This is a genomic window from Vibrio sp. 2134-1 (assembly GCF_033339495.1).
The window spans coordinates 13794-32481 of sequence record NZ_JAWOUS010000017.1 but is presented as its reverse complement, the minus strand read 5'-3'; the positions used below and the strand labels follow the sequence as shown (position 1 = coordinate 32481).

20 protein-coding genes are annotated in these 18688 nt (G+C 44.2%); 10 read left to right on the top strand and 10 right to left on the bottom strand.

The features are described 5' to 3' along the window. Positions 1-64: 64 nt before the first annotated feature. The 3 genes from gshA to luxS all read left to right on the top strand — a co-directional run bounded on the left by gshA (position 65) and on the right by luxS (position 2865). Complete coding sequence (gene gshA, locus R7R78_RS17730) at positions 65-1633, top strand: glutamate--cysteine ligase (protein ID WP_206970625.1); 1569 nt, start codon at positions 65-67, stop codon at positions 1631-1633. Between the two features lie 23 nt (positions 1634-1656). Then, the gene (locus R7R78_RS17725) at positions 1657-2262 is read left to right on the top strand and encodes a hypothetical protein (RefSeq protein WP_005379943.1); all 606 of its coding nucleotides are present in this window, start codon (positions 1657-1659) and stop codon (positions 2260-2262) included. 84 nt (positions 2263-2346) lie between these two features. Continuing rightward, positions 2347-2865 (top strand): S-ribosylhomocysteine lyase, encoded by a 519-nt coding sequence (luxS, locus tag R7R78_RS17720; RefSeq protein ID WP_017820391.1) that lies wholly within the window; start codon positions 2347-2349, stop codon positions 2863-2865. Positions 2866-2932: 67 nt separating this feature from the next. Here luxS and R7R78_RS17715 read toward each other — a convergent pair whose 3' ends face one another. Next, entirely contained in the window at positions 2933-4213 is a 1281-nt protein-coding gene (locus R7R78_RS17715) for an HlyC/CorC family transporter (RefSeq protein ID WP_005379948.1), read from the bottom strand. 124 nt (positions 4214-4337) lie between these two features. Next, the gene (locus tag R7R78_RS17710) at positions 4338-5132 is read right to left on the bottom strand and encodes an inner membrane protein YpjD (protein WP_005379950.1); all 795 of its coding nucleotides are present in this window, start codon (positions 5130-5132) and stop codon (positions 4338-4340) included. Positions 5133-5356: 224 nt separating this feature from the next. On the opposite strand from R7R78_RS17710, the gene ffh reads away from it, so the two are divergent. The 5 genes from ffh to rplS all read left to right on the top strand — a co-directional run bounded on the left by ffh (position 5357) and on the right by rplS (position 8959). After that, positions 5357-6739: a signal recognition particle protein gene (gene ffh / locus R7R78_RS17705; protein ID WP_005385423.1), complete on the top strand. Its 1383-nt coding sequence runs from the start codon at positions 5357-5359 to the stop codon at positions 6737-6739. 209 nt (positions 6740-6948) lie between these two features. Continuing rightward, positions 6949-7197: a 30S ribosomal protein S16 gene (gene rpsP, locus R7R78_RS17700; protein ID WP_005379962.1), complete on the top strand. Its 249-nt coding sequence runs from the start codon at positions 6949-6951 to the stop codon at positions 7195-7197. 29 nt (positions 7198-7226) lie between these two features. Further along, entirely contained in the window at positions 7227-7775 is a 549-nt protein-coding gene (gene rimM, locus R7R78_RS17695) for a ribosome maturation factor RimM (protein WP_005379964.1), read from the top strand. Positions 7776-7802: 27 nt separating this feature from the next. After that, positions 7803-8564, top strand: coding sequence for a tRNA (guanosine(37)-N1)-methyltransferase TrmD (gene trmD / locus R7R78_RS17690; RefSeq protein ID WP_005385420.1), 762 nt, complete (start codon positions 7803-7805; stop codon positions 8562-8564). Positions 8565-8605: 41 nt separating this feature from the next. After that, positions 8606-8959: a 50S ribosomal protein L19 gene (gene rplS / locus R7R78_RS17685; protein ID WP_005379971.1), complete on the top strand. Its 354-nt coding sequence runs from the start codon at positions 8606-8608 to the stop codon at positions 8957-8959. A gap of 655 nt (positions 8960-9614) precedes the next feature. Here rplS and yacG read toward each other — a convergent pair. The 8 genes from yacG to nadC form a co-directional block, all read right to left on the bottom strand. Then, positions 9615-9809 (bottom strand): DNA gyrase inhibitor YacG, encoded by a 195-nt coding sequence (gene yacG / locus R7R78_RS17680; RefSeq protein ID WP_017635922.1) that lies wholly within the window; start codon positions 9807-9809, stop codon positions 9615-9617. Between the two features lie 158 nt (positions 9810-9967). Beyond that, the gene (zapD, locus tag R7R78_RS17675) at positions 9968-10708 is read right to left on the bottom strand and encodes a cell division protein ZapD (protein WP_005373086.1); all 741 of its coding nucleotides are present in this window, start codon (positions 10706-10708) and stop codon (positions 9968-9970) included. A gap of 27 nt (positions 10709-10735) precedes the next feature. Next, a complete protein-coding gene (coaE, locus tag R7R78_RS17670; protein WP_225474069.1) occupies positions 10736-11350 on the bottom strand; it encodes a dephospho-CoA kinase in 615 nt (204 codons plus the stop codon). Next, entirely contained in the window at positions 11351-12220 is an 870-nt protein-coding gene (locus tag R7R78_RS17665) for a prepilin peptidase (RefSeq protein WP_017635919.1), read from the bottom strand. A gap of 64 nt (positions 12221-12284) precedes the next feature. Further along, positions 12285-13508 carry a type II secretion system F family protein gene (locus R7R78_RS17660; RefSeq protein ID WP_225474068.1) on the bottom strand — a complete coding sequence of 408 codons (1224 nt, stop codon included), beginning with the start codon at positions 13506-13508 and terminating at the stop codon, positions 12285-12287. A 23-nt stretch (positions 13509-13531) separates the two neighbouring features. Next, positions 13532-15217 carry a type IV-A pilus assembly ATPase PilB gene (gene pilB / locus R7R78_RS17655; protein WP_213871672.1) on the bottom strand — a complete coding sequence of 562 codons (1686 nt, stop codon included), beginning with the start codon at positions 15215-15217 and terminating at the stop codon, positions 13532-13534. After that, positions 15217-15702 carry a pilin gene (locus R7R78_RS17650; RefSeq protein WP_005386619.1) on the bottom strand — a complete coding sequence of 162 codons (486 nt, stop codon included), beginning with the start codon at positions 15700-15702 and terminating at the stop codon, positions 15217-15219. The genes pilB and R7R78_RS17650 overlap by 1 nt, the downstream gene beginning before the upstream one ends. A 262-nt stretch (positions 15703-15964) precedes the next feature. Next, complete coding sequence (nadC, locus tag R7R78_RS17645; RefSeq protein ID WP_225474067.1) at positions 15965-16852, bottom strand: carboxylating nicotinate-nucleotide diphosphorylase; 888 nt, start codon at positions 16850-16852, stop codon at positions 15965-15967. Positions 16853-16944: 92 nt separating this feature from the next. Between nadC and ampD the strand changes: the two genes are divergently transcribed. Next, complete coding sequence (gene ampD, locus R7R78_RS17640) at positions 16945-17496, top strand: 1,6-anhydro-N-acetylmuramyl-L-alanine amidase AmpD (protein WP_005386614.1); 552 nt, start codon at positions 16945-16947, stop codon at positions 17494-17496. A gap of 405 nt (positions 17497-17901) precedes the next feature. After that, positions 17902-18669, top strand: coding sequence for a pyruvate dehydrogenase complex transcriptional repressor PdhR (pdhR, locus tag R7R78_RS17635; protein WP_005379989.1), 768 nt, complete (start codon positions 17902-17904; stop codon positions 18667-18669). The last annotated feature ends 19 nt before the right edge of the window (positions 18670-18688 follow it).

Here is an 18688-nt window from a genome sequence, read left to right as displayed (position 1 = left end):
ATAACTTAGCTTACACTTGTGTTATGTAACAAGTGTCCTGCTCCCAATATAAGCGAACCTCATTTTGACTGATTTTGCTGCGCGACTAAAAAAAGTTGCATCAAACCCCGAAGTATTTAAGCAGTTTGGACGCGGTGTTGAGCGAGAAACTTTGCGCTATCGTCAGGATGGACATCTAGCTACAACTCCTCATCCTGAAGGGTTAGGCTCTGCGTTCACAAATCAATGGATCACAACGGATTTTTCGGAATCATTGTTAGAGTTCATTACGCCTGTGTCACATGAAATTCCAGAACTGATGGCACAGCTGAAAGATATCCATCATTTCACTCAAACCAAAATGGGTGAAGAGAAAATGTGGCCACTATCAATGCCGTGCTACGTAGACTCAGAGGATGATATTCAGTTAGCCCAGTATGGCTCTTCGAATGCAGCGAAAATGAAAACGTTGTACCGAGAAGGCCTAAAGCGTCGTTATGGCAGCCTGATGCAAATTATTTCAGGTGTCCACTTTAACTTCTCGTTTCCTGAAACATTTTGGGATGCGCTCTATGGCGAGCAAGATGAACAAGCCCGCCAAGATGCTAAGTCTGATGCGTACTTTGCGTTGATCCGTAATTACTACCGCTTTGGCTGGATGATTCCCTACTTCTTTGGTGCATCACCAGCGTTATGTGGCTCTTTTATTCAAGGTCGTGAAACCGATCTGCCATTCGAGAAGATTGGCGGGACATTATATTTGCCGAAGTCGACGTCTTTGCGTTTGAGCGATCTTGGCTATACCAATAGTGCTCAAAGTGTGCTGAAAATTGGTTTTAACAGCATTGACCAATACCTCGATGGTTTGAGTGATGCGATTCGCCACCCATCAGAAGAGTTTGCGAAAATTGGGGTAAAAGTTGATGGTGAATACCGCCAGCTTAATTCCAATATCTTACAAATTGAGAATGAACTGTACGCTCCGATTCGTCCAAAACGTGTATCGAAAAGTGGTGAGAAGCCTTCAGATGCGTTACGACGCGGTGGTGTCGAATACATTGAAGTTCGTTCTCTAGATGTTAACCCATTCAGCGCAGTGGGTTTAAATGAAGAGCAAGTACGATTCTTGGATCTCTTCCTTACCTGGGCGGCCTTGTCAGACTCAGACCCTATGGATAACTGTGAATTAGAGTGTTGGCGCGATAACTGGAATAAAGTCATTGTTTCTGGCCGTGAAAAAGGTCTAATGCTGCAAATTGGTTGCCAAGGTGAGCGTCTATCTCTACAAGATTGGGCACACCGAGTTTTCGTCGAGTTACGTCAAATAGCACAGCAAATGGATATGACCGCTGGTGGCAGTGCATACCAAGATGTGTGTAATCAACTCGAGACATGGATTGATAACCCAGAACTAACGATCTCTGGTCAACTATTAGAGCTAACGAAAGAGCTGGGTGGGCTAGGTAAAGTTGGTTGTACTCTTGGTATGAAGTACCGTGATGAAAACCTAGCTCACGGTTATCAGTACTATTCACAAGATACGATGGAAACGGAAGTAGCGTCGTCCGTGGAAAAACAAAAGCAAGCAGAGCAGAGTGATACGCTTTCTTTTGATGATTTTTTGGAAGATTACTTTGCTTACCTGAAGCAGTAATGACTAACTAAGGATTGGTGCGGTTGAACATTAAGTCGTCAGTAGTAGCGGTACTTGGAAGCGTGTTACTTGCAGGTTGTGCTACGGCACCGCCAAAGCAGCAGAATAACTTATGCGAGATATTCCGAGAGAAATCCGGTTGGTACGATGATGCCAAAGATATGGAAGATGAATGGGGGACCCCTATTCATGTCGCTATGGCCATCATTAAACAAGAAAGCAGCTTTCGGCACGATGCAAAACCACCTAAAGATTATTTGCTAGGGTTTATTCCTTGGGGACGAGTCAGCAGTGCGTATGGTTACGCTCAAGCTCAAGACCCTGCTTGGGAAGACTTCCAAGATGCCACAGGTCAGGGTGGCTCTCGTACCAACTTCGATGATTCTATGATGTTTGTCGGTTGGTATACTCATGAAACACGGCGTCAGCTAGGGATTTCATTATGGGATCCCTATAACCAGTATCTGGCTTATCATGAAGGGCGAGGTGGGTATAAGCGAGGTACTTATAATCGAAAGCCTAGTTTAATCAAAGTCGCTCGACGTGTTGAACAAACAGCGAAAACTTATGGCTGGCAGCTGAAGCAATGTCGTCAGGAATTAGAAGACAACAGCAGCTGGTTCTTTTAGCCCACAGTCAGTTCATGTGCTGTAGGGATGAATGACATTTATCCATTACCGAAAGGTACTGGAGTTACAATCAGGAGAGATGTAATGCCTTTACTCGATAGTTTTACCGTGGACCACACTCGTATGAACGCACCCGCTGTACGAGTGGCGAAAACCATGCAGACCCCAAAAGGGGATACGATTACTGTTTTCGACTTACGCTTTACTGCGCCAAACAAAGACATTCTTTCTGAAAAAGGTATTCACACCCTAGAGCACCTTTATGCAGGCTTTATGCGTAATCACCTAAACGGTGATTCTGTTGAGATCATCGATATTTCGCCTATGGGTTGCCGCACAGGTTTTTACATGAGCCTGATTGGCACACCATCAGAGCAGCAAGTCGCAGATGCTTGGATTGCAGCAATGGAAGATGTGCTGAAGGTAGAAAGTCAGAATAAGATCCCTGAACTTAACGAATACCAATGCGGCACGGCAGCAATGCACTCTTTAAAAGAAGCACAACAGATCGCAAAGAACATTTTGGATGCTGGTGTTTCGGTGAACAAAAATGATGAACTTGCTTTGCCTGAGTCGATGTTAAAAGAGTTGCGCATCGACTAGGTGCTCATTAAGAAGCATATTGCCCCAATAAGTAAAAAGCCTGACATGAGTCAGGCTTTTCTTTTGGTTATTTGGATGTCGATTTTTTCTTCTTCGGATAAACACGAACGAGCTTGATTCGGTTCTCTTCAATCTCAACAAGTTCCATTGGGTGACCCGCTACTCTCACACTTAGATGGCTCTCAGGAATATCTTCCAAGTGTTCTAAAATGAGCCCGTTTAGCGTTCTCGGGCCATCCGTTGGTAAATCCCATTTCAGGCCTTTGTTGATATCTCGGATATTGGTGCTGCCTTCAATAAGAAAGCTTCCGTCACCTTGAGGACTGATTTCATCAGAGAGGCTTGGAGAAATGGACGTCGTGAACTCACCAATGATCTCTTCCAGAATATCTTCAAGAGTGATTAGACCGATGATATCACCGTACTCATCCACGATCAGACCGATACGTTGCTTGTTACGTTGGAATTTCAACATTTGCACGTTCAGTGGTGTGCCTTCTGGGATGTAATAGACCTCATCAGCAGCACGTAATAGCGTTTCTTTGTTGAATTCGTTCTTTTCCAACATCAGACGATAAGCCTCGCGCAAGCGCAGCATGCCAACCACTTCATCAATTTGGTCACGATAGAAAACTATGCGTCCATGTGGTGAGTGGGTTAGCTGACGAACAATGGATTTCCAGTCGTCATTAATATCGATACCAGTAATTTCATTGCGTGGGACCATAATGTCGTTCACGGTGACGTGCTCAAGATCCAAAATCGACACCAGCATGTCTTGGTGTCGGCGAGGAATCAAACCGCCAGCTTCATTTACCACCGTACGCAGCTCATCGGAGCTAAGATGATCTTCTGCTGAGTGATCCGCTCTTACGCCAAGTAAGCGGATAAAGCCATTCGTAATAAAGTTAACAAGCATCACTAAAGGCGACAGTAACTTCATCAGTATGGTCAATAATATACTGCTCGCGTAGGACACGCGTTCAGGGTAAAGCGCTGCAATTGTTTTAGGGGTAACCTCGGCAAAAACCAGTACAACCATAGTTAGTGCACCGGTTGCGATAGCGACACCTAAATCACCATACAAACGCATACCAATAATGGTTGCGATAGCAGACGCGAGAATATTAACGAGGTTGTTGCCGATAAGAATAAGACCAATCAAACGATCTGGACGGTCTAATAGTCTTTCGACTCGCTTAGCACCCTTATGCCCGTTTTTGGCTAAGTGTTTTAAGCGATAACGATTCAGAGACATCATCCCTGTTTCTGAACCGGAAAAGTAACCTGATATGACGATAAGACACGCGAGTAGCGCAAACAAGATACCCGTAGAGATGTCGTCCAAAACGTTGCTGTTCCTTGTAAGTATTGGGTTATATAACGGTTGAGTAAGTCCGTTAAGTCAAAGAGTTAAGGCGTACTGTATTTTATCTAGCCTAAAATATAAAGGATAGGAGCCCTAGAGCTCCTTAATTCAAGATGATTTCTTTTACAAAGCGACTGCCAAAATATGCCAGAGTTAACAGTGTTGCTCCTGCAACAGCGAACCATGTGACTTTTCTACCACGCCAGCCTTTTTGATAGTGACCCCAAAGCAGTATTGAGTACACCACCCAAGCGATGAAAGAAAGAATGCCCTTATGTGCCTTACCTTGGGCAAACATATCCTGCACAAAGACAAAGCCAGTAATGAGCGTGGCAGTTAACAATAAGTTACCGATCAAAATAATTTTGAAGAGTTGACGCTCCACCATTAATAGAGGCGGCAGGTTTGGGTTAATCGCCAAAGATTTTTTTGCTTTCAGTTTGTGATCCAGCCAAGCCAACTGAAGCGCATAGAGTGCCCCGATAGTTAAAGTCGCGTATGAGAAGAGCGCAAATGAAATATGAATGAGTAGCTTAGGGTCATTCTCTAGGTGCTTTATAAACGTGCTTGGCAAAAATGTGGCAGCAGATAAATTGATGGCAGCAAAGCTATAAACGACAGGCAATAAAAACCACAGTCGGTTTTTCAACATAGCAAGGCTCATGACCAGAGAAATAATAAAACTGATCAAAGAAGCCACGTTGAGAATACTCAGGTTTTGACCTGAACCATCAAAGATCAGATCACTCAAAATCCACGCATGAAAAACAAGCGCACAGGCAGCACTAGCAAACACTGTTTTTGCTTTGATTCCTGACTGTTGTGAGAGTCCGGGTATGATGGTCGCAATCGCCAAGACATAAAGTATGGCGGCCGCGATGGCTATTAAGCTATCCATGAATCCTAAATATTATTGTGCACGATGGAGAAATTATACCTTGCATTACACTTTGGGGCTACGTTATATCCGACATCAATCGTGAGAGATGAGATATTGAAATTAATAAGTTACCGCACCATATATAAATAGAGACAAGAATAGGACAGCGGTACGGGTATGACTCAGACCTTGGCTAATGTATACTCACACTAATTAATCGCCATTTTAGCGAAGAGACAAAGATGTTTGAGAATTTAACGGATCGATTATCCAAAACGCTGAAAAATATCAGTGGTAAAGGTCGTCTGACCGAAGACAACATTAAAGAAACCCTACGTGAAGTCCGAATGGCTCTACTTGAAGCTGACGTTGCGCTTCCGGTCGTTCGTGAATTTGTGAACCGCGTTAAAGAAAAAGCGGTGGGCGTAGAAGTTTCTAAATCTCTGACTCCAGGTCAGGAATTTATCAAGATCGTTCAAACAGAACTTGAAGCCGTAATGGGTGAGTCGAATGAGGCGCTAAACCTTGCTGCTCAACCACCTGCTGTGCTTCTTATGGCTGGTCTACAAGGTGCGGGTAAAACCACATCGGTAGGTAAGTTATCTAAGCTTCTAAAAGAACGTGACAAGAAGAAAGTCTTGGTTGTGTCTGCCGACGTTTACCGTCCTGCGGCAATCAAGCAGCTTGAAACACTGGCATCAGACATCGGTGTTGACTTCTTCCCATCATCACCAGACCAAAAGCCTATTGATATCGCCAATGCAGCGATTGACCATGCGAAGAAAAAGTTCTACGACGTACTTATTGTCGATACCGCAGGTCGTTTGGCAATTGATGAAGAGATGATGGGGGAGATCAAAGATCTTCACGCAGCTATCAACCCAGTAGAAACGCTATTTGTTGTTGACGCCATGACGGGTCAAGACGCAGCAAATACAGCAAAAGCCTTTGGCGATGCGCTACCTCTTACCGGTGTAGTTCTAACTAAGGTTGATGGTGATGCTCGTGGTGGTGCGGCACTTTCAGTACGCCATGTCACGGGCAAACCAATCAAATTCTTGGGTGTCGGTGAAAAAACTGACGCGCTAGAACCGTTCCACCCAGATCGTGTTGCTTCACGTATTCTTGGCATGGGTGACGTTCTGTCTTTGATTGAAGACCTACAACGCAACGTTGACCAAGAAAAGGCAGAAAAGTTAGCGAAGAAGTTCAAAGAGAAGAAAGGTTTCGACCTTGAAGATTTCCGTGAACAGCTAGGCCAGATGCAAAACATGGGCGGCATGATGGGGATGATGGATAAGCTTCCAGGAATGTCCCAGCTACCAGACAATGTGAAAGATAAAGTCGATGACAAGATGTTCAAACAGATGGAAGCGATCATCAGCTCCATGACAATGAAAGAACGTCAACGCCCAGAAATTATCAAGGGCTCGCGCAAGAAGCGTATCGCGGCTGGTTCTGGTGTGCAGGTTCAAGATGTAAACCGCTTACTAAAACAGTTCACCCAAATGCAGAAAATGATGAAAAAGATGCAAAAAGGTGGCATGAAAGGCATGATGCGCAACATGCAAGGCATGATGGGCGGCATGGGTGGTGGCGGTGGCTTCAACCCATTTGGTCGTTAATTAATCGATCACGCATAGATTCAGGGTGTTAGGTACGTCACAAACTTTAAATTCAATTTATGTTGGTGAAAAAGTAACTAAACTCCTTGCATTGCTCCGGGAGAAGAGTAAAATTCCGGAGCTTTATTTTGGCACGAGACCCCAAGCTGTTTAATTTCTTGAATGGTTTTTGGGGTTAATTTTATTTTTGAGAAAGCAAAGAGGACGACATGGTAACCATTCGTTTGGCACGTCACGGCGCTAAAAAGCGTCCATTTTATCAAATCGTAGTAGCGGACAGCCGCAACGCTGCAACTGGCCGTTTCATCGAGAAAGTTGGTTTCTTCAACCCAACTGCTAAAGGTCAAGAAGAAGGTCTACGTCTAGACCTAGACCGCGTTAACCACTGGGTTGGTCAAGGCGCGTCAGTATCTGACCGTGTTGCTAAGCTAGTTAAAGACGCTCAAAAAGCGGCTTAATTTTTTACTTGAAAAGTAGAAACTAGTTTATGTCGATGAAAGGTAAAGAAACAATGAGCAACGAAAAGATTGTTGTAGGCAAGTTTGGTGCTACTTACGGCATTCGTGGTTGGCTTAAGGTTTTTTCCTACACAGACAATGCTGAAAGCATTTTCGATTACAGCCCTTGGTACATTAACCAAAAGGGCAAGTGGGTTGAGTACAAAGTAGAAAGCTGGAAGCGCCATAACAAAGGTATGGTGGCTAAGCTGGAAGGCATGGATGTTCGTGAAGACGCGCATCTAATGACGAACTTTGAAATTGCTATTGACCCTGCGGTACTTCCTGAATTGTCAGAAGATGAGTTCTACTGGCGCGAATTGTTTGGGATGCAAGTTGTAACTACTAAAGGTTACGATCTAGGTGTCGTTACTGACATGCTAGAAACTGGCTCAAACGATGTTCTGGTTGTTAAAGCAAATCTTAAAGATGCTTTCGGGCAGAAGGAACGATTAATCCCGTTCCTTGAAGAGCAAGTGATCATTAATGTTGATCGCGAAGCTCAACGGATCGAAGTTGACTGGGATCCTGGATTCTAATCTCCAAAATTACAGAGCGAGATAAACATGTGGGTTGGCGTTATTAGCCTTTTTCCAGAAATGTTCCGTTCTGTTACTGATTTTGGAGTAACAGGTCAAGCGGTTAAAAAAGGTCTTTTGTCGATTGAGACTTGGAATCCTAGAGATTTCACTCACGACAAACATCGCACAGTCGATGACCGACCTTACGGTGGTGGCCCTGGTATGTTAATGATGGTTCAGCCTTTGCGCGATGCCATTCATACCGCGAAAGCAGCCTCACCGGGCAAGACGAAAGTCATCTACCTTTCTCCTCAAGGTCGCAAGCTCGACCAGAAAGGAGTGGAAGAACTGGCAACGAATGAGAACTTGCTTCTGATTTGTGGTCGTTATGAAGGGGTAGATGAGCGCATCATTCAATCTGAAGTCGACGAAGAATGGTCGATTGGTGATTTTGTGATGACGGGTGGTGAGATACCAGCCATGACGTTAATCGACTCTGTCTCTCGGTTTGTTCCGGGTGTACTAGGGGATTTCGCGTCAGCAGAAGAAGACTCTTTTGCAAATGGCTTGTTAGATTGCCCTCACTATACGCGTCCAGAAGTATTGGATGACAAAGAGGTACCAGCTGTACTGATGTCAGGCAATCACAAGGACATTCGTCAATGGCGACTCAAGCAGTCGTTGGGCCGTACTTGGCTAAGAAGACCAGAGCTCCTGGAAAACCTAGCTCTGACTGACGAACAGGAACAATTACTTGCTGAGTTTGTTAATGAGCATAAAGCCATTAAAGAACATAACGCAAAGTAACCTAATTTATTTAGTATCAGTTTATTCTAGGAATTTAAAAAATGAGTAACATCATCAAAGCTCTTGAAGAAGAGCAAATGAAATCAGACCTACCTAAATTTGCACCAGGTGACACTGTTGTAGTTCAAGTTAAGGTAAAAGAAGGTGACCGTGAGCGTCTACAGGCTTTCGAAGGCGTTGTAATCGCAATCCGTAACCGTGGTCTACACTCTGCTTTCACTGTACGTAAGATCTCTAACGGTGAAGGTGTTGAGCGTACGTTCCAAACACACTCTCCAATCGTTGATAGCATCGAAGTTAAACGCCGTGGTGCAGTACGTCGTGCCAAGTTGTACTACCTACGTGAGCGTTCTGGTAAGTCTGCTCGTATCAAAGAGAAACTTGCTAAGAAGTAATGCTATAACTAGCGTTCTCATCTTAAACGGAGTCCTTTTAGGGCTCCGTTTTTTTATTTGTGTAATTAGCTTGCTCGTTTCTTTTCACCCGACCTGCACTGTCGATGCTCATGCACTGACGTACACTCCACGCCTCTGTCTTGTTGTGAATAGATTCCTGATGTCGCTATGGCTCCTCGGAATGACGGGAAATGATGATCAAATATTACTGGGTACTGTGGTTAAAATTCGTCATTCTGGATAGCGACGAAGGACCGTGATTCAGAATCTACTAGTTGAGAATGTAAGTGTTTAAGTTGTTAGCTTCATCCTTGCTGTTAGTTGATTCTTAATGTCGCTATGGCTCCTCGGAATTACAGGAAATGATGGTCAAAGATTACAGAGTACCGTGGTAAAAATTCGTCATTCTGGACAGCGACGAAGGAGCGTGGTTAAAAATCTACTCGCTGAGAATGCTAGTGTTTCAGTTGTCCAACAGTATTCTTGCTATGAGTAGGTTCTTGATTTCGCTATGGCTCCTCTGAATGACGGGAATTGATAGCCAAAGATTACAGGGTACCGCGGTTAAAATTCGTCATTCTGGACAGCGACGAAGGAGCGTGATTCAGATTCCCCAAGAAGGAACCTAGGGTATTCCTTTACCCTAGGTCTCAATTTAATACTGGTCTTCAGACCAACCATCACTATCGGACATATCGGGTGCGCCTGGGATGGTGTTTTCTTCATCTGCCCATTCACCAAAATCAATCATTTGGCATTGTTTACTGCAGAAAGGGCGATGAGGACTTTGTTCTCCCCATTCTACGTCGGCGCCACATTGTGGACATTGAACGATGGTAACTTTAGACATAGTTGAGCGTCCCATTACTAATTGGTGTTAAAGGGTAGTATACCTAAACGAATTAAAGATGGCTTATTCAACGCGCTATTGCTGCTACGAAATTTTATCAAATATAAGCGCAATAAAGCGTTGAATTTTAGATTATGGAGGCGAGGCGTAGTGTCGTCTTAGCTGCACACAGCAAGTTCAAATTCAATATCTTGTGTGCACGCTTGACCGTTTTCAAACGACATGAACTTGATCGCAAAGCGGTTTTTATGGCCTGAAATCATAGGATACACGCCATATTCCATTGGGATGTGAAGTCTTAGAATGTTGGCTTCATCAGCGTCACTTTGGAAGAAACCTGCACGACCGATTTGAGCTTTGAAATGTCCGGTCTCTCTAGTGAGCTTTAACCATAACGAAAGCGCATCAGATAAGGGCTTTAAACTTGCTTGCCACTGTTGTGCATCACGCTTTTTACGTTCAATAGGTAGATGAAGCCAGTAGTGTAATGCTGGCAGATCAAAACAGCATGAACCACCCGGTAGATTAAAGCGTTGACGGATAGAGCTTAGGAAGCGATCTTCTTTTAATGCTTGGCCAAAACGTTCAGCACCCATCAGTTGGCTATGAACGACATCTATCTCTTGTAGTAGGGTATTTAATGCGTCTTGATCGACGCCATCAACATTTAGCCAATGGCGGTACGACAGCCGTTGCTTCTCTAAATCTTTGGCCAGTTCACTTTTCAGCTGGATCTGTTCGAAGATCTCAACCATATCGAATAACGCACGGAAAAACAGTTGGTACTGGTGATTTTCGCTAAACCCAGAGGCCAAGTGAGCCTGACGCAGCAGAGACTCCACTCTTAGATAAATACGAGTTTTCTCATTTAACGGATGTTCAAATTTGTGCGTGGTCATCGACATAAGCCTTTGTGAGTTTCGTTCCTATTTTCGCAGATTTTTCTTACACATGGCTAGGTACTTTTCGTGCAAATCTGTGATTTGAAGCAAAAGATCAGGGTCACTTGGATTATTCTTAACCACATCGTCTGCAAGCGCGAGCCTTTGCTCTCTTGATGCTTGAGAGGCAAGGATGGCGCGAACTTGATCTTCACTCACATTGTCTCGTTTCATCGTGCGAGATATCTGTGTATTCGGTTCTACATCGACGACAAGAATGCGATCACACAAACTATCTAGCTTGTTTTCTACGAGCAACGGCACCACAAGTAACGCATACTTTGAAGTGACTTGCTGCAAATCTTCGATCATCTTTTCACGAATTATCGGGTGCAACAGTGCGTTGAGCCATGCTTTTTCATCTGAATTCGAAAAGATTTTTTCTCTCAGCTTTGCGCGATCTAAAGTTTGGTCTTCACGAACGATATCGTGACCAAAGTGTTCAATAATCGCGTTTAGGCCGGGAGTACCTGGCTCGACAACTTCTCTTGCTACAATGTCGGCATCGACGATATCGATTTTAAATTGTTGTTTGAACAGGTTCGCGACGGTTGTTTTTCCACTAGCGATACCGCCTGTTAAACCAATAACCAAAGCCATTTACACTCCTAGAACTGAAGTAAAGTACCAGTTTAAAATCTGGTCGCCCCAAATTAAGCTTATCCAACCAGCAATTGCTAAGTAAGGACCGAAAGGGAAAGCTTTTTCAATTCCCTGCTTTTGCAAGCGTAGTTGAATGATGCCAAATACGATGCCAACCACAGAAGAAAGTAGAATGATCATCGGCAGTGACTGCCAGCCCAGCCAAGCCCCTAGTGCTGCTAGTAGTTTAAAATCACCATATCCCATTCCTTCTTTACCAGTAAGTAGCTTAAAGCCCCAGTAAACGGACCAGAGACATAGGTAACCAGCAATAGCACCAATGACAGAATCTTGTAGAGTAACAGGACTTATTTCGACTAATGCTAAGGCAATGCCAGCCCAAGTTAATGGTAATGTTAATTGGTCAGGTAACAACATAGTATCGAGATCGATAAATGTTGCGGCGATTAAGATAAAAGTAAAAAAGAGTAGGGCAACGGTAAAGTAACTAAAACCAAAGTAATAAGCGATAAAGCCTGAACAGAACGCGGTGAGCAGTTCAATCAGTGGATAGCGTGCACTAATGGTTGCCTGACAGTTGTGACATTTGCCTTTTAAAAGCAGCCAGCTAATCACAGGAATGTTGTCGCGAATACGTATCGGTGTTGCGCATTTCTGGCAGGAGGAGCGTGGGACGCTCAAGGTCAGCACTTCTTTAGGAGGTTCTATTTTGTATTCAGGAAATGACTCGGCACATTCGCGTCGCCATTCTAGTTCCATGATTTTAGGTAGTCGATAAATAACCACATTGAGGAAGCTACCCACGATCAGACCGAAGATGGTGGCAAACACAACGAATAGCCAAGGGTAGTACTGGAATACTTCCATATTTGTCTCTTGAGCGATGAGTGAAATCAGCAAGATGCTGTTTTAAAGGAGTTAACAGCTCATTCTAGCCCAATACACTCATTAAGTTAAAGATTGGCAAGTACATTGCTGTCACTAATCCGCCAACAACGATGCCTAAAAAAACGATAATTAGTGGCTCTAGAATTTTACTAAGGTTGTCGACGGTGTTATCGACTTCAAACTCGTAGATCGTTGCAACTTTATTGAGCATATCGTCAAGTCGACCAGACTCTTCACCGATCATGACCATTTGTAACACTAATTCAGGGAACACATTACAGTTACGCATGGCAACATACATTGGCATACCTGCGGCGGTATCACGGTAAACTTCTTCTATGGCGAGTTGATAGTGTAAGTTTCCTGAGGTTTTTGATGTGGTTTTTAAACTGGTTAGAATTGGAATACCCGCTGTAAAGCTTGTGGCGAGTGTTCGACTAAATTTGGCGATAGCAGCTTTTGATAATACAGGGCCCAGAACAGGAAATTTAAGCACAGAGCGGTTGAGCATTAAGCGAAAAGAATCTGAACGCTTAGAGATGATTCTCGCCGAGATGAATAAACTAATGGAGCCTAGTGCGATAAACGGACTCCAGTTTTGTGTCCAGGCGGAAAGATCTAATACTTGCCTGGTAAACCAAGGTAAGTCAGCACCAAAACCAACAAACATTTTTTCAAACTCGGGAATGACTTTGGTGAGCATGATAAACGAGACGCCTAACGCGACTAGCACTACCATCGCTGGGTAAATCAGGGCTTTGATCACTTTCGCACGGAGTTGTTCATTTTTTTCTCGGTAGGTGGCTAAGCGCTCGAATACTTCTGCTAAGTTACCGGATTGCTCACCTGTGGCGATAAGGTCGGTATAGAGTGGGTCAAAGTGTTCACTTGCAGTGCGCATGGCTTTTGACATGGGCGTACCCGCTTCAACGGCGCGTGTCACGCTCATCAAAATGGATTTCATCTCTGCTTTTTTGTGGTTTTCTGATACCAATTTTAAAGCCTGAACTAAGGGGACACCGGTTATCAACATCGTCGAAATTTGCCGGGTAAACACCGTGATGTCTCTGCCTTTCACGCGATGGCTGAGTTTAGTGAGAAACGAAATACTGCTTTTCTTTAACTTCTTGATCTTGATGTGCTGTGCGTCTAGACGCTCGCGTACTTCAATTTCTGTCATCGCGAGGGTTTGCCCAGATGTCTTTTTGCCTGAACTGTTGATGCCTTTCCAGCGGAAGTTTTTAAGTTGTGGTGTAGTGCTTTTCATAGAGGTGACTGCTGATTAAAGGATTAAAAATAAAGTACGCGCTGTAGTTCACTAAAACTTGTGATCCCTTGTTTGAGTTTTTCTATGCCCGACATTTGTAACGTGCTCATACCATTTGCGATGGCGAGTTTTTCTAGTTCATGTACCGAGGCGCCTTTAATAAGCGCTTCGGAAAGAAATTCATCAAAGCGCATCACTTCATAAATCCCCGTTCGGCCGGAATAACCATGGGTACACTCATTGCATCCATCGGGATTGGCTTTAAAAATGTTGTCGCTTGTTTGAATTCCGAGATGTTGTAGCTGAACGGTAAGCTCTTGCGACTGTTTGCAGTGCGAGCACAGTTTTCGGGCCAAGCGCTGGGCAATAATCAAACTAAGAGATGAGGCCAAGTTAAAGCTTTCTACGCCCATGTTTGATAAACGAATCACCGTTTCAGCCGCAGAATTGGTATGCAAGGTTGAAAGTACTAAGTGACCGGTTTGCGATGCTTTTATAGCGATTTCGGCGGTATCTAAATCACGAATCTCACCGACCATTACTACATCGGGGTCTTGACGTAAGAAAGAGCGCAGGGCTTCGGCAAAACCAAAACCAATCTTAGGCTGAACTTGAACTTGGTTAATGCCCGATAAGTTAATTTCTACTGGGTCTTCTGCCGTGGAAATGTTGATTTCTGGTTTATTGAGAATACTCAGCCCAGTGTACAGAGAAACGGTTTTCCCGCTCCCAGTTGGGCCTGTCATCAGAATCATGCCTTGTGGGCGACGGAGCGCATCCAAGTACAATTGTTTTTGTTGTTCGCTATAACCAAGCTTGTCGATATCCAGTGACGCAGAGCTGCTGTCGAGCAGTCGTAATACAATTTTCTCTCCGAATAGAGTCGGTAGTGTGGATACACGCATATCAATCGCGGTGTCTTGATTCAACTTGAGCTTTATACGCCCATCTTGTGGTAAACGTCGCTCTGCAATATCAAGCTTAGAGAGGATTTTGATACGAGCGGATAAGCGGCGACTTAAGTGGCTTGGTGGCTGCTGTGTTTCAATTAAGATGCCATCACAGCGTAAGCGAACGCGGTACATCTTTTCATAAGGCTCAAAGTGGATATCGGATGCGCCTTTGCGCACAGCGTCCAGCAGAATTTGGTTTATGTAACGGCTGACGGGTGACTCGTCTTGGCTCAAGTCTTCAATGTTGTCGATTTCATCTGCGCCCACATCAACCAGGTTGGCTAACTCTTCTTGGTTGATCTCTTTTAACCCAGACTTTTCCTGCCCAAGTGCGCGGCCATATAAGCGCCGAATCGCAGCGGTCAGCTCGCGAAAATCAGCGAGAACAAGTTCTACTTGCAACCCTGTCGCAAAGCGGAAGTCATCTTCTGCTTGTTGGTTCGTGGGGTCGGCAACCGCTAATAATAACGTTGAAGGCGTACGTTGGAGTGGGAGTGCGTTATGCCGAGTGATTAATTCACGTAGACCGAGTTGTTGACAAAGCGAAGCGTACTCGTACTGAGATAACTCGGGCTGATTTAAACCAAAGAGAGAGCTTAAGTGCTCAGCGAGTTCGCTTGACGTGAATAACCCTGAACTGAGTAAAGCTTCTGGCATCGAAATGCCAGAAGCTTTGACTTGCTCAAGCAACGATTCTTCTTGGGAAAATGTTAGTAATCCGGCCTGGCGAAGAACCGTGGAGAGATTGGTTAGCATTAGCTCTTAGGACAGTAGTCATTGCTGCCAAGATCACAGGTAACCTCCCAAGTCACCCCTGACATAGTCAATTTTGGCGCTAGATTTATGGTCCCGTTCTTTTTCAGACCTGCTTTACCGTCAGTTGCATCTACTGTTGCGGTAACGGTTCCTGTGATGCTAGCTGCTGCTGACGAGGTAGCTGCAGCAGTTACTTTGACATCAGAGGTAACTGCAAAATGGTTTCCGGCACCTTTATCAAATTCTTGACTTGCGGGAACATTAGGCTGTCCGGCTCCGCAATCAGTGCCACCACTTAATAGGCAGACGCCTACACCCGCTTTCATCGCTGATGCAGCACTGAGCATTTCAGAAGCATGAGTTTTGTTGGTGTAATTTTGATATGCAGGCACGGCAAATGCGGCCAAAATACCAATAATCGCGACGACAATCATTAATTCAATCAAGGTAAAACCTTGCTGTTTTTTCTGTTTACTGTTTTTCATTTTTAACCCTTTCCTAAAAATTAATAATGCTCTTGCATTGGCGAAAGATTATGGAGAGTTAAGGTGGGTTGAAAATGGGGAAGGGATGGGCTCTCGAGTGAGATAAAACTCTTTGGTGAAAAGTTGCATATCGCATGCAGAGTTTTGCGAGTAGTACTATTTTTTTAGTGGATAAAAAGAAAGGGCCAATTGGCCCTTTTAAATGATGAGTTACTCACAACTCACTGAGTTAGTTGAAGTAATTGAGATTGTGTTGCTTTTATTATTTGAAGCGCATCGAAAGATCCATCGCTTTTAGATTCTTAGTCAACGCGCCTACCGAAATGTAATCGACACCGGTTTCTGCGTATTCTGCGATGGTCTCTAGCGTAATGTTGCCGGAGTTCTCTAAAGCGGCACGACCTGCGTTAATCGCTACGGCTTCACGCATCATTTCTTTTGTGAAGTTATCGAGCATGATGATGTCGGCACCAGCCTCTATCGCTTGTTTCAACTCTTCTAAGCTTTCCGTTTCGACTTCTACCGGTTTGCCTGGGTTAAGCTCTTTCGCTTTTTGGATGGCTTGAGTGATGCCACCACAAGCAATAATGTGGTTTTCTTTAATGAGGTAAGCGTCGAACACGCCGATGCGATGGTTAAAGCCACCACCACACGTCACGGCGTATTTTAGTGCGCTACGCAGACCAGGAATGGTTTTGCGTGTGTCGAGTAGACGACACTCAGTATGCGCGATTTTTTCAGCGTACTCTGCGGTAACTGTTGCGCAGCCAGACAGCGTTTGGATGAAGTTCATTGCGTTACGCTCACCAGTCAACAAGTCACGAGCAGGGCCTGTCAGCGTGCAAAGGGTTTGGTTAGGTTCGACTTTATCGCCGTCCTTTACGTGCCATTCAATGCTGACCTTGCCACCGAGCTGTTTAAAAACTTCATCAGCCCATGCTTGACCACAGAACACACCATGCTCACGAGTAATAATCGTTGCGGTATTAACCGCATCGTCAGGGATCAAAGATGCAGTAATGTCGTTATCTGCGTCGACACTGCCACCTAGATCTTCTTTTAAGGTATCAGCGACAGAGCGAGTGATCTCTAAAGGGAGTTGTTGTTTAAGGTATTCTAGGCGTTCTTGAATGTTGTGTGTGTTCTTCATCGCAAATCTTGTCTTGAAAGGGAGATGGCAACGAATGATACTCTCCGGTGTCAATAATTTCAGCAGTTAATTTGCAAAGTAGAGAGGTTGATATGCGCCCAATTATCGAGAATGGCTGGCTGACACAAGCAAAGCATGTTCCGTCACCATTTTTTGATGCCCGCTCTGATGTAAACGACATCTCTCTGCTGGTGGTACACAATATCAGTTTGCCTCCTGGGCAGTTTGGTGGACCATATATAGAGGACTTCTTCACTGGCAAGCTAGACCCAAATGAACATCCATTTTTTGAAGTTATTCACAAAATGGGCGTTTCTGCACATTGCTTGATTAAGAGAAACGGCGAGGTTGTTCAATTTGTTTCTTTTCTCGATAGAGCATGGCATGCCGGTCAATCCAGTTTCGCGGGCAGGGAGCGTTGTAATGACTATTCCATTGGTATCGAGCTTGAAGGGACAGAATTTACTGCCTACACAGAAGCGCAATATCAATCACTTGCAGAGATCACTGAGGTGATTATGCAGTCTTATCCTCAAATCACCCCGCCACGAATTACCGGTCATCAATATATTGCGCCCTTGAGAAAAAGCGATCCTGGTCTAAGCTTTGATTGGGTGAAATATAGACTGCTTATACAGCGTTGATTTGTAGCGAAAGTGTAAATTCAAAAAAGCGAAATAAATAAGGCATACGATCAGGTATGCCTTTTTTTGATACCAGAAATATTAATGATTGTTAAAAGTTAACTACATTTTTACGCTCGCACATGCCGTTTTGGTGAATAAATAGACTGATAATTTTGTCATTTTCTGTATTTCTTTTCCAAAACTGCTAGCACGTCGACTTCCCATTTGTATGCTTTATGTAATTGGTCATACCAATTCTATTGCTGTTTTAACAGTCGATTGTTATCAGAGTGTTGGAAGTAAGCTCGTTCTATGATTTAGGTCAATTTTCGGCTGGACAGTGGCGTTTTAATTATGTTAATTTCTGCACCAACTTAAAATTGGTATTACCAATTACCTGCAAGAGTAGAAGAACAATAAATTATGGCTTATCAAAGGATTCGTCAGCCAAAACTCTCTGATGTTATAGAACAAGAGTTAGAAAGGTTGATAGTGGAAGGAACATTGTCTCCGGGGCAACAACTGCCTCCAGAGCGTGAACTGGCAAAACAGTTCGATGTGTCTCGTCCTTCAGTCCGAGAAGCCATTCAACGCTTGGAAGCGAAGCGTTTGTTGACTCGTCGCCAAGGTGGCGGAACATTCGTAAGTGAAAATATCTGGAAGAGCTTTTCAGATCCCTTGTTGAATTTGTTGTCTAGTCATTCTGAAACCCAGCTTGATGTGCTTGAGTCTCGTCATGCGATGGAAGGAATTTCAGCCTACTTTGCAGCTTTACGTGGTACCGAAGAAGATTTTGCGCGTATTCAAGGTTGCCTTGAGCGCATTAGCCAAGAGCAAGCAAACAACGATATCGAAGCTGAATCTGCGGAAGTGATGCAATTTTTGATCGCTTTGACAGAAGCCGCGCACAACGTGGTTCTGTTGCACATTGTTCGAAGCTTAGCGCCTTTGCTTGAGCAAAATATTCTACAAAATTTTAAATTACTACGTCGCCGCCCAGAAGCGGTCGAGAAAGTCAGTAAACACCGAGCCAATATCGTGGATGCGATTGTTTCTGGTCAGCCTGAAAAGGCGCGAGAAATGTCCCACTCGCACTTGGCTTACATCGAAGAAACATTGTTGGATTTGACTCGAGAAGAGTCTCGACGAGAGCGTTCTCTACGTCGAATTCAGCAGGGTAACGACTCGTAAGAGCGTTACTTAAATAAGT

Coding starts and splice junctions, on each gene's coding strand:
- luxS (WP_017820391.1), top strand. CDS start 2,347: ATGCCTTTACTCGATAGTTTTACCGTGGACCACACTCGTATGAACGCA.
- R7R78_RS17710 (WP_005379950.1), bottom strand. CDS start 5,132: ATGGATAGCTTAATAGCCATCGCGGCCGCCATACTTTATGTCTTGGCG.
- ffh (WP_005385423.1), top strand. CDS start 5,357: ATGTTTGAGAATTTAACGGATCGATTATCCAAAACGCTGAAAAATATC.
- rpsP (WP_005379962.1), top strand. CDS start 6,949: ATGGTAACCATTCGTTTGGCACGTCACGGCGCTAAAAAGCGTCCATTT.
- rimM (WP_005379964.1), top strand. CDS start 7,227: ATGTCGATGAAAGGTAAAGAAACAATGAGCAACGAAAAGATTGTTGTA.
- trmD (WP_005385420.1), top strand. CDS start 7,803: ATGTGGGTTGGCGTTATTAGCCTTTTTCCAGAAATGTTCCGTTCTGTT.
- rplS (WP_005379971.1), top strand. CDS start 8,606: ATGAGTAACATCATCAAAGCTCTTGAAGAAGAGCAAATGAAATCAGAC.
- yacG (WP_017635922.1), bottom strand. CDS start 9,809: ATGTCTAAAGTTACCATCGTTCAATGTCCACAATGTGGCGCCGACGTA.
- zapD (WP_005373086.1), bottom strand. CDS start 10,708: ATGACCACGCACAAATTTGAACATCCGTTAAATGAGAAAACTCGTATT.
- coaE (WP_225474069.1), bottom strand. CDS start 11,350: ATGGCTTTGGTTATTGGTTTAACAGGCGGTATCGCTAGTGGAAAAACA.
- R7R78_RS17665 (WP_017635919.1), bottom strand. CDS start 12,220: ATGGAAGTATTCCAGTACTACCCTTGGCTATTCGTTGTGTTTGCCACC.
- R7R78_RS17660 (WP_225474068.1), bottom strand. CDS start 13,508: ATGAAAAGCACTACACCACAACTTAAAAACTTCCGCTGGAAAGGCATC.
- pilB (WP_213871672.1), bottom strand. CDS start 15,217: ATGCTAACCAATCTCTCCACGGTTCTTCGCCAGGCCGGATTACTAACA.
- R7R78_RS17650 (WP_005386619.1), bottom strand. CDS start 15,702: ATGAAAAACAGTAAACAGAAAAAACAGCAAGGTTTTACCTTGATTGAA.
- nadC (WP_225474067.1), bottom strand. CDS start 16,852: ATGAAGAACACACACAACATTCAAGAACGCCTAGAATACCTTAAACAA.
- ampD (WP_005386614.1), top strand. CDS start 16,945: ATGCGCCCAATTATCGAGAATGGCTGGCTGACACAAGCAAAGCATGTT.
- pdhR (WP_005379989.1), top strand. CDS start 17,902: ATGGCTTATCAAAGGATTCGTCAGCCAAAACTCTCTGATGTTATAGAA.